This window comes from Methanolobus vulcani (assembly GCF_006546655.1).
In the GTDB taxonomy this organism is placed as follows: Archaea; Halobacteriota; Methanosarcinia; order Methanosarcinales; family Methanosarcinaceae; genus Methanolobus; species Methanolobus vulcani_A.
Genome location: NZ_VIAQ01000007.1, coordinates 1 through 12,542 on the forward strand (window position 1 = coordinate 1; position 12,542 = coordinate 12,542).

Annotated in this window: 12 protein-coding genes; 8 read left to right on the top strand and 4 right to left on the bottom strand. The window is 38.8% G+C overall.

Annotation, left to right across the window (positions count from 1 at the left end; all coding sequences use genetic code 11):
* A partial coding sequence (locus tag FKV42_RS02240; RefSeq protein ID WP_154808624.1) for an RNA-guided endonuclease TnpB family protein occupies positions 1-708 on the top strand: 708 nt, incomplete at its 5' end.
* A gap of 91 nt (positions 709-799) precedes the next feature.
* Here the strand turns inward: FKV42_RS02240 and pncB are convergent.
* Entirely contained in the window at positions 800-2,008 is a 1,209-nt protein-coding gene (gene pncB / locus FKV42_RS02245) for a nicotinate phosphoribosyltransferase (RefSeq protein WP_154808625.1), read from the bottom strand.
* A 192-nt stretch (positions 2,009-2,200) separates the two neighbouring features.
* Here pncB and FKV42_RS02250 point away from each other — a divergent pair, with 192 nt between their 5' ends.
* Positions 2,201-2,998, top strand: coding sequence for a winged helix-turn-helix domain-containing protein (locus FKV42_RS02250; protein ID WP_154808626.1), 798 nt, complete (start codon positions 2,201-2,203; stop codon positions 2,996-2,998).
* Positions 2,999-3,079: 81 nt separating this feature from the next.
* Here FKV42_RS02250 and FKV42_RS02255 read toward each other — a convergent pair whose 3' ends face one another.
* From FKV42_RS02255 to FKV42_RS02265, 3 genes are read right to left on the bottom strand one after another with little or no spacing between them, the layout of a single operon-like run.
* Entirely contained in the window at positions 3,080-3,421 is a 342-nt protein-coding gene (locus FKV42_RS02255) for a hypothetical protein (protein WP_154808627.1), read from the bottom strand.
* A 42-nt stretch (positions 3,422-3,463) separates the two neighbouring features.
* A complete protein-coding gene (locus FKV42_RS02260) occupies positions 3,464-5,917 on the bottom strand; it encodes a U32 family peptidase (RefSeq protein ID WP_230375415.1) in 2,454 nt (817 codons plus the stop codon).
* 41 nt (positions 5,918-5,958) lie between these two features.
* On the bottom strand, positions 5,959-7,485 hold the full coding sequence (locus FKV42_RS02265; protein ID WP_230375417.1) for a small ribosomal subunit Rsm22 family protein: 1,527 nt from the start codon (positions 7,483-7,485) through the stop codon (positions 5,959-5,961).
* A 251-nt stretch (positions 7,486-7,736) separates the two neighbouring features.
* Between FKV42_RS02265 and FKV42_RS02270 the strand changes: the two genes are divergently transcribed.
* The 6 genes from FKV42_RS02270 to FKV42_RS02295 all read left to right on the top strand — a co-directional run bounded on the left by FKV42_RS02270 (position 7,737) and on the right by FKV42_RS02295 (position 12,530).
* The gene (locus tag FKV42_RS02270) at positions 7,737-8,054 is read left to right on the top strand and encodes a cobalamin B12-binding domain-containing protein (protein ID WP_196214016.1); all 318 of its coding nucleotides are present in this window, start codon (positions 7,737-7,739) and stop codon (positions 8,052-8,054) included.
* A 73-nt stretch (positions 8,055-8,127) separates the two neighbouring features.
* Positions 8,128-8,529, top strand: a complete 402-nt coding sequence (locus tag FKV42_RS02275) for a tetratricopeptide repeat protein (protein WP_154808630.1) — start codon at positions 8,128-8,130, stop codon at positions 8,527-8,529.
* A 44-nt stretch (positions 8,530-8,573) separates the two neighbouring features.
* Entirely contained in the window at positions 8,574-9,668 is a 1,095-nt protein-coding gene (locus FKV42_RS02280; protein WP_154808631.1) for a DUF7544 domain-containing protein, read from the top strand.
* A gap of 85 nt (positions 9,669-9,753) precedes the next feature.
* A complete protein-coding gene (locus FKV42_RS02285; RefSeq protein WP_154808632.1) occupies positions 9,754-10,356 on the top strand; it encodes a Maf family nucleotide pyrophosphatase in 603 nt (200 codons plus the stop codon).
* A gap of 98 nt (positions 10,357-10,454) precedes the next feature.
* Positions 10,455-11,483, top strand: coding sequence for a methylcobamide:CoM methyltransferase MtaA (gene mtaA, locus FKV42_RS02290; protein WP_154808633.1), 1,029 nt, complete (start codon positions 10,455-10,457; stop codon positions 11,481-11,483).
* A 135-nt stretch (positions 11,484-11,618) separates the two neighbouring features.
* Positions 11,619-12,530 (top strand): ATP-grasp domain-containing protein, encoded by a 912-nt coding sequence (locus FKV42_RS02295; protein ID WP_154808634.1) that lies wholly within the window; start codon positions 11,619-11,621, stop codon positions 12,528-12,530.
* The last annotated feature ends 12 nt before the right edge of the window (positions 12,531-12,542 follow it).

Here is a 12,542-nt window from a genome sequence, read left to right on the forward strand (position 1 = left end):
TTACATAGGAAGTTTGAAGGGAAACTTAAAACTGCAACTGTTTCTAAAACTGCAACTGGAAAATTCTATATCAGTATCCTTGTCGATGATGGAAAAGAAAAACCCGATACACAATATTTCGATGATAATTCTACAATCGGAATAGATGTAGGTATCAAAGATTTTGCCATCACTTCCGATGGTGAAAAAATAGACAATCCTAAATATCTAAGAAACAGTATGCAACGCCTTAAAGTTCTTCAAAAAAGATTATCAAAGAAACAAAAAGGTTCTAAGAACAGGGTAAAGGCACGATTAGCCGTTTCAAAACTTCATGAAAAAATAAGCAACCAAAGAGCAGATTTTTTGCACAAAACATCTTCTAAAATCATTAGCGAGAACCAAGCCATAGCAGTAGAATCTCTCAATGTTTCAGGTATGCTTAAAAATCATTGTCTAGCTCAATCTATAAGTGATGTTTCATGGAGTATGTTCTTCAATCAAATCGAATATAAAGCCGATTGGAACGGAAAAACAATTCTCCGCATCGGAAGATTCGAGCCAAGTACGAAAATTTGTAATGTTTGTGGTTTTCATAATAAAGAAATCACTCTTAAAGATCGAGAATGGCAATGTCCTTCATGCAAAACCCATCATGATAGAGACATAAACGCCGCTATCAACATTAAGAAATTCGCATTACAAAATCAAAATTTGATAATCACATAGACACCTTCGGAATGAGGGGAAGAGCCTGTGGACTTGTTTCCGATAGGAAGGAGAATGAAGCAGGAAGCTCCATGCGTAAGCGTGGAGTAGTTCACTCATCAAGTCCTTTGCGGCCAAAGATATAGTTTGCAACCCTTAAGGCATCCTTATCTCCGGTTTCTTTTCGTTCATCGTCACTTAGTTTAACCACAGGTATATTGTCTACACTGTGTAGTTTGATTACCATATTCAAAGGCGGACTTGATCTGAAAAAATCATAATTGTTTGTAAGGCTGGTACCAATTCCGAAAGTGCAGTTTATACGCCCGTCACATTTCTTTTTGATTTCAATAGCATCGGCAGCTGAAAGAGAATCACTGAACACCACTACCTTTGATAGAGGATCAATTCCCATCATCTTATAGTGATCTATAACCCTGTCCGCAAAGGCAAGAGGGTCTCCACTATCATGGCGCACACCATCGTAAAGTTTGGACAATTTCAGGTTGAAATTCCTGAAGAACGGTTCCGAGCCAAAAGTATCAGAAAGAGCGATGCCTAGATTTCCCTTGTAAACACTTATCCAGTTCTCTAATGCAAAAAGATTAGCGTTTCTCATTCCTATAAGTGCAGAATTGCCCATTATCCATTCATGACCTATTGTACCTATGGGTGTTACGTCATATTTTTTTGCAAGATATACGTTGCTTGTACCTGAAAATGTTTTATATTTATGCAATACTTTTACAGCAATGTCCTGTATCTTAAAACTTCGTCTTCTGCGGGTTCCAAACTCTGAAAAACCGCAGTTGTTTTGTTTAAGTTCTCTGCCGATGTTCTCCATAAGTTTTGCGTAATCCTGCAAAAGTTCATCATAATCTCTGCCGGTATCTGAGTCGGTATTTTTCCAGTCCGTTTCTACCATATCAAAATACAGTTCGGAAATTGTTGCCATCAGAACAATCTCCCAGAGAATACTGCTATGCCAGGGTCCTTTTACCACAAGATCAAGGTTGTTATTTTCAGTCAGGGACACAGATACTTCTGAAGGATCAAAACGGTAGTTTCTGAGATATTCAACATAACTGGGTTTAAAATAAGGACATTCAGCTTTCAGCCATTTGTATTCATCATCTGTCAGGCGGAATAATGGTATTTCTTCCCTGATAAGTCTTTTAAGCTCTTCCACAAATTCTGCTGTGAAGCGCTGTTCTCCCCTGTTGGTGAAACGATATTCTGCAGACGCCTGTGGGAACAGCTCAAGAACTGCCATCTGCATGGTTAGTTTGTAAAGATCGTTGTCCAGTATTGAGCAAATCAAATTGATTCATCCCTTCTAATCTGTAATAAATACTTGCTGTAAAGCTTCTTACATGCCTACACTCTTCATCTATATATCATGTTTGATTGTGTTACTTTTGAATCTGCAATTTTTTTCCATGGATTTTAAATTGGTATACATTAATATAGTTTTGTAACATCATAATGTACTACTAATGAGGGAAGGATTATTTTGAGTAGCAATGCAAACGCTGATGATAATGTATCAAATAGCATGACGGAGAATCTTTATCTTGAAGAATTCAGGAACCTCAGGTCTGAGATAAAGTCTCTGAAGAAAGATGTCAATAAGGCACTGGAGATTTCCGGTCACAGACATTCGGATGCCCTGCTCATGGAAATGAAAGGAGGTCTTTCCAGACCGGTTATCCAATACATGCTGGCAGACACAAAAGCGAATCTTGCGACTGGATTTGATGCTAACTGTAAACATGTTTCCTCCTGTAATTCTGCATTTTCCGGTCTGCTTCAGGAAATGGCATTACTTTTGCTTGAAGACAGGGTAAATGAAACATCTCTAACCGAATTCCGACAGAGATTCGAAAAACTCAAAGAAATGGCGGTTTTTGAGAATTGTGATAATTGTCTGGAAATAACTTCCAGAATATTTGAAAAACAGATGGAACTCATCAGGTCATTCAATATGTCTCCAGATGAAGACCAGTCTTCAATGGTTTCCATGAATATCGAAGAGATCTCAGATGAGATTGTAAGCCAGATATGTGAACCACTTGCCAACAAGCAAAGGCTTTGTATTCTCCGCCTTCTGAATTCCTCTGCCAGAAGCTTTTCTGATATATCCAAAAGCACGGGCCTTAGGGGTGGTAATCTTCTGTTCCATATACAGAAGCTTCTTGATACTGGCATGATACTTCAGAGAAGCGAGCGTGGTGATTATATGATCACAAGAAAAGGTCATATGACATTAAAAGGAATGGCCGAGCTTTTTGAAAAGCTCAGCAAAGTATGATTTTTCCCATATGTATGTTAATTTTTATAATGGGATATACAATGTTTACAATAAAAAAGAAAAACGACCGTGATATTTCAATCAGCACTCGTTCCACATTGAATATATGTTCATGACTTCCTGTGCTTTTTCTTTTCCCATTTTTTCGGCTATTATTTCAAGAAAAATGGTCATATAATGTGGCTGCACACATCCAAGACTCTCTTCACCCGTTTTAATGAGTGAAAGGAGATATTCAAGATCATCAGTATCAAGAGCTGATATCCTGTTTTTGAAATCGTCCTCATTTTTTGCATAGTGATTTGAAAGGGGAGGGAGTATTGATTTGTATGGTGCTTTTGAGCCTGCACATTCAAGTCCTTCACATTCAGGAGCTAGCTTTTTCAATACTGCAATGTCTCTGGGGGAAAGTTCTCTAGCCATGGTAATACCTACTATATTATTAGATTATCATGTGATAATAACTTAAAGAACACCTTTGAAGTAATGACCTTCATCATATTCTTCATCCCTTGTGTTCTTGAGTTTGATCTGTTTTCCATCAAGTGCTTTCCTGAAATTACGAGTGATGTCCTTTACGTCATCCCTATCGTAAAGTGAGAGGTCAAGTCTCAATACATCCGCACCGGTTCCAGATAATTCATCCAGTTTTTCCAGCATATTAAGGACAGTGGAATTATAGATTAATGTTCGTTCATCCTTTCTCATTACAGGGAACGAACCCTTGGTGCTGTCTATCAATAAGACCTCGCTATTTTCATTAATTGTTCCATCCTGAATAAGGGGTTTAAGTAAATCGTTCTTCGTAACAAGCAAAAGTTCACGTCCGTAAGCCAGAACTTCTACCTGAACATCAGGATTTGTTTTCCTGCAGACAGCCTTTATTTCTTCAAGGTTCAGTTCGGTTGAAATGGTAATACGATATGCTCCGGAACTTCTAAATGCATTGGCTGTCCAGGCATTAAAGGGATTGAACTCTTTCTGCGCTACAAATTTAGCTCCAAGTTCATTTGCAAGCTGAACTGTTCCATAGTTGGAACATGCAAGTTTAAATCCGGCATCAATGACCTGTTGCATGACTTGTTTCAGTTCAGGCATTTCTTCTTCAAAAGAGATAGCAGGTGTAATGAGGACCAGTTCAACGTTCTTTTCTTTCAGTCCTGTTGTCCTGAGGATATTTTCCTCATTCATCATTTCACTGAAAAGAGAGATTGGTGCATAGATTATGTCAGCTCCTGATTTTGATGCAACTATTACAGAGTCAATATCAGAAACCTCGACACTCAGTAGTGGTCCAGTATTCTTTTTACTTTTTTGCTTCCGATTAAACCCTGTAGAAACATCAGGGCAAGGACGGTTGCGTCCATGTATATCAAAGCGTGATTCAAAAAGCTTGTCTACTGCTTCCCTTCTTGTGCCGGATAATGCTCCAAGTGGAATGAATATGTTATCGTCAACATCCAGAATTATATCTTCTGCATGGAATGTAGTATCTCCAAGTTTCCCAAGTGCATTTATTATCTGCTCCTTGCTTGTTGGAGCTTTCTTTGCTTCTTCTACAACATAATCTCCAATAGCTTCAGTTTCTAGATTGCGGCTTTTGACTTTGATCTTCAGTTTTTCCCCTTTGCGTGCATGAATGGTTATGGTCAGAGGTGTTGTCATTAAATCCATATTCTGCAACCTTTCAAGCATCTGCGGGTCCATGGACACATATACTTCATCATGTTTCCTGACCGACTTGCTAGTTTTAGGACTTATCAGCAGGGTTGCAGTTTCGCCTTTGTGCGCAATCTCAACAGGTTTATCGTCAACCAGAATGCCATCAATACGACAGCCAATTATCCTTATTTTTGTGTTAATGCTGATGCCATCATTGACCTTGATGTCTTGTTCAGGTACAATAGTCAGCTTTCCTTCTTTCTCTGACTTGGCAATGTTTGCAACTTTTCCAAGGTAAGCACCGTAGTTTGCACTATACTTGCGCTGGGTTACGTCTTCCTCACCAAGCACAAATCCCCTTGTAAAACCACGGTAGAATAATTTCGCAAGCTCTGTTTCCATCTCTTCGAGTTCTTCATTTGTGAAGTTCTCTCCGGTTTTGCAAACCTTCTCTGCAACTGCCTTGTAGGTTCTTGCACTGGCTGTTACGTATTCAGGTTTCTTCATCCTGCCTTCGATCTTAAGACTTTTAACACCTGTCTTTATTATATCTGCAAGCCCGGGGAAGGTACAGAGTTCAGCACAGCTTATTGGATAATCGCCCACAATATTGCTGTCAATTATCTTTCCATCAGCAGACATCTTGTATTGTCGCCTGCATGGCTGGAAACATGCTCCACGGTTTGCACTTCTGTCTGTAATTGCAGTACTGAAAAGGCATCTTCCTGAAAATGAGTAACAAAGAGCACCGTGGACAAAAAGTTCGATCTCAATCTTCGTTTTGTCAATGATGCTTTTGACCTGTTCGGTTGTCAGTTCCCTTGAAAGAATAACCCTTGAAGCTCCTGCATTGCCAATAAACTCAACACCCTGTGGGTTATGGATGGTCATCTGGGTGCTTGCATGTAACGGAAGATCAGGGAAGTGCTCTTTTAGCAGGAAGAAAAGACCGAGGTCTTCAAGAATTATGGCATCGATCTTGTAAGAATAAGCTTTATGCACAACATTGATGGCTTCCTGCATCTCATGTTGTTTAAGCGGGATATTAAGGGCTAGGAAAACTTTGACACCGTAGGAATGTGCAAGGTCGATATTATCTCTTAAATCTTCAATTGCAAAGTTCTTTGCACCCTGGCGTGCATTGAATTCTCCCACTCCAAGATAAACGGCATCTGCTCCTCCTTTTATGGCCGCTCTTAAAGCTTCAGGGTCACCGGCAGGAGCCAGTACTTCAGGTGGGGTGCAGACTGAATTCATTGAATTATAATTAGTATGCATGCAAATCAGTTAAATCAGTTTTAATCGTCAGTTTCGTTCTCGTCAACGTATTGTGATTCTATAACAGTACCTTTTCCAACAAGCAGGTTATATGAATCATTTGCTTCATTGTATTTGACAAGAACATTGAATATTTTGATGATGCTGCCATATGGCACTTTTGTAAGAACTTCGTTATCTTCAGAAAGGTTATGGGAAGGAATTACAGCATAAACAGCCTTTTTTGAAGTACCGTCACATATGCGGAAAAGTCTGTATTTCTCATCCCCGAGGTCTCCTGACATAACAGAACAGACAACATTGATACGCTTTTTGTTGTGTTTCTCGATTTGTGACAGGCGGGCAAACTTTGATTTTGCAGATAGATCAATGAAGTGTTTTGCAAGTTTGTCCTTTCTGAGTATTGCATAAGAGTATTTAATATCAGTATTGATGTAGCGATAAGGTTCATCACACTCAGCAAGCTTTTCCATAAGTCTTGTGGTTTTGATATCCTTTTTCTGCTCAAAGCTCCAGCAATTTTCAAGGCTGCATTCTCCTGACCACAGGAATGTGCAGGGACTGTATATCCTAACACCAAGTTTCTTTAGCATAATAGTAAGCCTGCGAAGTTCGGTTGAATTCGTCTTGTCAGCAGGTTCGATGATTATGATATTTCCATCCTGTGAGAGCTTTTCTGCCATACTCTTAACAAGATCAGCTTTTTCTTCCAGACTCATATCCTTCATTTCATTCAGAACATTGGAAAATATCATCAGATCAATATTATCAGGTAGTTTTTCGACATCAAGTTTTGATACATCTGTCCTGATGGGGTCTTTGACTGCGACATTTGACTTGATGGCCGCGTATTGTGGCACCAGGAAATTGTAAGCTTCTACATTCTCATCGAAAAGTTCAACGGAATAGATCTCAGCCTTGTGGTCATCCAGACGATTGTACATATCAACAACGGCTAATGAAATTGTTCCGGGTCCGCTTCCGACATCAAGTATTTTCATACGGGTCTTTAATAGTCCGTCCTTTGCCATTTCATAGAGCAGGTACTGGAATTGTATGAAATAAACCGGAAACTGGTATGCCAGATAGCCAAGTACACTGTAGCCTTTTTCATAGCTTATGTTCCTTGAGCTGCTTTCATTCCAGTAGCTTGCTTTCTGCATGCGTATGGCTTTTCTGATCTTCTCCAGCATCTGCGGATCATCCCAGCTTTTGCCTGTCTTTTTCTCGATGTACTGTTCAATAAGACGCTCAAGCTTTCTGGAAACAGCAGCAGATCCAAAGAATTGGTCATTCTTTTTTATTTCGTCTTCGTTGAGTTTTATCTGCTTAACGGGGGATGCACGGACAATGCGAAAATTATCATTTTCAGGGATAATATCTACACCAAGATCAAAAAGAAGGGGCTTAAGTACCTCGTGTATTTGTTGAAGGGATGAGTCTTCTTTCAGATAATCCCTTAATTCTGATAACATAAATTCCGGTTTCATACGTGAAACATATTTGAAAGTGGATATGATCTCCCTGTCTGACATTAATGGATTCATAGCTTGTTCCCAGTGATAAATATGGTGATGGAAATGTAAGAGATACCGTTGATTTTATCAATATGTTATCTTGTTTACTATTATACATTAGGGCAAAGCGAGACATTTATATAGGATATGGTTGTACACAAATTTGGTTGTCTTAAAACAAGTAAATTGGATATATTCCAAAAATCATGGCAACAAGTACCAACTAAATGCATATATCTTCCCTTTGGACGAGGGATAAATCATTTAAAAGGACTATAAACATGGAATCTGAAAAACCATTGTTCCAGAAAATACTACATAAAGCACGGGACTCCATTCTTAATTTCGACAGCAATGAAGCCGAATCTGCTGTAAGGGAAGCAGTAGATGCAGGCATGGACCCTGTCGATCTTATTGAACTTGGATTCATTGAGGGAATGAAAGAAATAGGAGATAGATATGAGAAGGGCGATGTGCCTCTTTTGCATATATTCGCTGCCTCCAGAATTATGGAAAAAGGCCTGGCTCTTCTCAAATCTTGTGCAAACGAGAACAAACTTGATCTCAAAATGTTCGGTAATATTGCCATGAATGCATAAAGCAGAATCTATACTGCTTTATGCCTTTTTTTAACTGTAATCTTTATTAGTGATAAGTTCCCAATTTTTAATTATGGGAAGTCTTTCCATTGATGAAAACGTCCTGATGCGACGATCAGACATACTTATCGCAGATGGAAACTATGAGGATGCCATATCCTGCCTTGATATGATCCTTGAAGAAAAACCGGATGATGAAGAAGCCCTTTCCATGAAAGGACTTGCTTATTGTCTCAAAGGTGAGATTGAAAAGGGAATTGATATTCTGGAAGAAGCCCTTTCAATAGACCCTTTTTCAAAAAAAGTCCTTATTACTTTTGCAGATGCCTGTCTTCATTCTTCGATGCCAGAGAAATCCCTGGAAATACTTGACAGGGCAATAAGCTACTATCCTGATGACGATGGGTTCCTTATGCTCAAAGCCATCATAATCGGTACTTTGGGAAATAATGCAAGGAATTCTTATCTTAATTAATTCATATCATTAACTATTTGTGCAAATATTTTATATTTATTTATATGAGCTGGTATGTGATAGATGTAATTGACAAGGCTGTGGAAAGGACACGTATCTTCCTTTTTGAGCCATTTGACATTACAAAATGGTTTAAACTTGCATTAATAGTCTTTTTCATCGGTGGTTCAGGAGGCTTCAATAACGGTGGAAATGCGGGATCATATGATACTTCCGCAGGTGAACCAGATATTTCCTGGATTCCCGATAGCTTTACTGATTTTATAAGTAGTTTATCTCATCATATATCGACATTTTCTGAAACAACAATGTTAATAGCAGTGGTTTTGTTTTTGTTGCTGATTTTTTTAGTAGTTATTATTTTCGGGTATATAGGCAGCACAATGGAATTCGTGCTAGTGGAATCACTTGTAAGTAATGATGTCAGGGCACGTGAGTATTTTAAGAAGTATATGGGTAAAGGTCTCTCACTCTATATTCTGCGTATGATATTGTTGTTGGTGTTTATTCTAATTATAGCTATAATGTCACTACCTTTTATATTCCTGATATCTGAAAGTAATTCAGGTCCTTCAGGAATATTAGAAATTATCGGACTGTTCTTTGTTAGTATTGGTATAATTATGGTACTAGCTATTGTTTTCGGAATTATCGGTTCATTTATAAATATGGCCATTCCCATTTCCATGTATCAGGATTCAGGTCTGTTATCTGCAATAGGGAGTGTATTCAGCCAATTCAAAGCTGATTGGAAACAAATAATAATTTACTGGATAGGACGCGTTATTCTGGGAATTACTGTTGCCATTATGGCAGGTATTATAGGTCTGATAATACTCGTAATTCTGTTATTGATCTTAGGATTTATCGATCTGGCATTATACTTTATTCTCAATATGATATTATCTGCAACGGTATTGTGGTCACTGCTAATATCAATAGTGATTGTAGAGTTGTTGGTTCTGAGTTTCGTATCGGCTATAATCAGGATGCCATTTTCGGTATTCATGAAATATCACATGCTGAGTTTCCTGGAATTATGGTACCAGATCAGGATACCAATGTTTGATGAGCATTACCCTATTTCAGTCAGCGGTTCAAATCAGTCGATTGAAGAAGCTATGGTTCCTGAAGAATAAGTTGCAATTATGGTAACTCTGTTTACCACCTTTTTCCTTATTCTCTACCGGATAACTGATATTCTCTGCCTGCTTTAATCCTGATATGAAAAAAGTGATACTTGCCTCTTCTTCTCCAAGAAGGAGCGAACTGCTTTCCACTCTTATTGGTCAGGATTTTGAAGTTATTGTCAGTTCTTATGATGAGAAAGCAGTTGAAGGTCTGTCTCCAGTTGATCTGGTAATGCATCATTCAAGAGAAAAAGCATTTGCTGTTGCAGAAAAACTGGCCGAAGGAATCATTATCTCTGCTGACACTGTTGTTGTATGTGATGGAGAAATTCTGGGCAAACCTGATAATTCAGATGACGCTGAAAGGATGCTTAAGAAAATGAGTGGTACAAAGATACAGGTAATCTCAGGAATAACTGTAATGGATGTGGTTTCCGGTTCAGAGTTCACAGAACATGAAATTACAGATGTGTGGATGCGTCAGATGTCAGAATCCATTATCAGGAAATATGTCAACACTGGGGAAGCCGAAGGGAAAGCAGGTGCATTTGCAATTCAGGGAAAGGGTGCGATACTTGTTGAAAGGATCGAGGGTGATTTTTTCAATGTGGTCGGACTTCCGCTTTATAGGCTGTCTCAGGTCCTTGAAAAGTCTGGAATTGATGTTTTTGGTAAAGTTCCGGAAAACGAAAACTAATAGTATAATTTGAGTAATAAAACAATAGTAATAATACAATATTACTTTCTTATGCACTCCATAATATTTATGTAAACAGCAACAAAGAGAGATTATATATGTCCGGTTACACTGCAAAAGAACGGTTCATTCGGTCCCTTGAAGGAAAAGATGTGGATAAGGTCCCTGTTTGTTCTGTTACACAAACAGGAATTGTAGAGCTAATGGAACTTACAGGCGCAAAGTGGCCGCAGGCTCACTATGATCCTGAAATGATGGCAACCCTTTCAATAGCCGGTCATGAGGTCATCGGACTTGAGGCTGTAAGATTTCCTTTTTGCAATACGGTGATAGCTGAGACTCTTGGTTGCATTTTCAATGAAGGCTCAATTGACACACAGCCTTATCAGCTTGATTTCCCATGCAAAAACAAAGAAGATGTTGAGAATATCTCAATTCCTGCTGACCTGGCTGAAAGCAGAAGGGTCAAAATAATGCTTCAGGCTGCAGAAGTTATTAAAAACAGGATTTCAGATGACATTCCACTCATAGCCGGAATGATAGGGCCGGCTGCAATCGCATTTTATCTATCAGGTGCAAATAATTACTTGCGCTGGTGTATCACTGAACCGGAAATTTTGAAACGTCTTATGAAAATGGGAACTGAGTTCTGTATAGAATATTCAAATTTGCTCTTTGAAAAAGGAGTAGATGCAGTAGTAATAATAGATTCAGAGGCAGGACCTGATCTTTTCCCACCACCACTGTTCACTGAACTTGTACTTCCAGAATATCATTTGCTGACTGCTGGAATGAAAGGGCACAAAATTCTGCATATATGTGGTGATGCCACAGATATTCTGGATGGTATGGCGGATTCAGGATTTGAAGGTCTAAGTATTGAGGAAAGGACTGACCTTTCATATGCAAAGAGCATTGTTGGGGATAAGGCCTGTTTAATTGGTAATGTGTCACCGGCAGCTACTCTTTTATCGAAGTCAACAGAAATGATAAAAAAGGAAGCAAAACAATGCATAGAGGATGGAGTTGGCATACTTGCACCTGGTTGTGGTATAGCTCCTCGTACGCCTGTTGCGAACATTAAGGCTTTTGTAGCTGCCAGGGATGAATATTATCAGGAACAGTAATATAGTCTGAATATGCCTATTTTGCTTTTTCTTAAAATCATTTTTTCCCCAATTTTTTTAATTTTGGATTTCTGATCAGGATACCATTTTATTTTATTATTGCATATTATATGCAGTTTTCAGAGGTTTTATTGATTGAAAGGATGGATACTGTACAAAACAACTCAGAATTCCCTGAGCCCGGAAGCATATGAAATTCATCGTTTAATAGAAACTGCCGGCAAAAAAGGCATTGATATTGAGGTTGTATCACCTGACCAGTTCGATCTTCTTGTAACAAGGGAAGACCGCAAAAGCATATTGCTTAATGGTGAAGTAGTGCCGCTACCGGATTTCCTTTTACCGCGCATGGGTGCCGGGACTTCTTATTTTGGAATGGCCGTTATACGTCATCTGGAAAAACTTGGTGTTTATATTGTAAACTCTGCACAGTCTATTGAAACTGTAAAGGACAAACTTTATTCCCAGCAGATACTTGCAGGTAATAATATTCCCGTGCCGCGTACAATGCTTGGTAAATATCCAATTGATGATGCCCTTGTGGAAAAATACCTGAAATTTCCTCTTGTTGTAAAGACAATTTCAGGCTCTATGGGGAAAGGAATTTTTCTCTGCGACAATAAATCACAGTTCAATGATCTGATGGGACTTATACACGTGACTAATCCCAAACTGAACATAATCCTTCAGGAATTCATCAAAAGCAGTCATGGAAAGGATCTCAGGGTCTTTGTTGTCGGTGGAAGACCTATTGCCTGCATTGAACGGACTTCAAGTGACAATAATTTTAAGGCCAATTATTCCAGGGGAGGACAGGTTGCCAGATTCACAATGACTCCTGAAGTAAAGTGGCTTGCAACAGAGACTGCAAGATTGTTCGGACTTGATATAGCAGGTATTGACCTTCTTTTTGATGGAAAACATTTCAGGGTTTGTGAGGCAAATTCATCTCCGGGTTTTAAAGGCATAGAGAGTTGTTGTGATATCGATATTGCCGATGAGATATATAGTTTCATAAAGATCAGGTTAGGAAAATATGATGATTAATCAGGAACGACC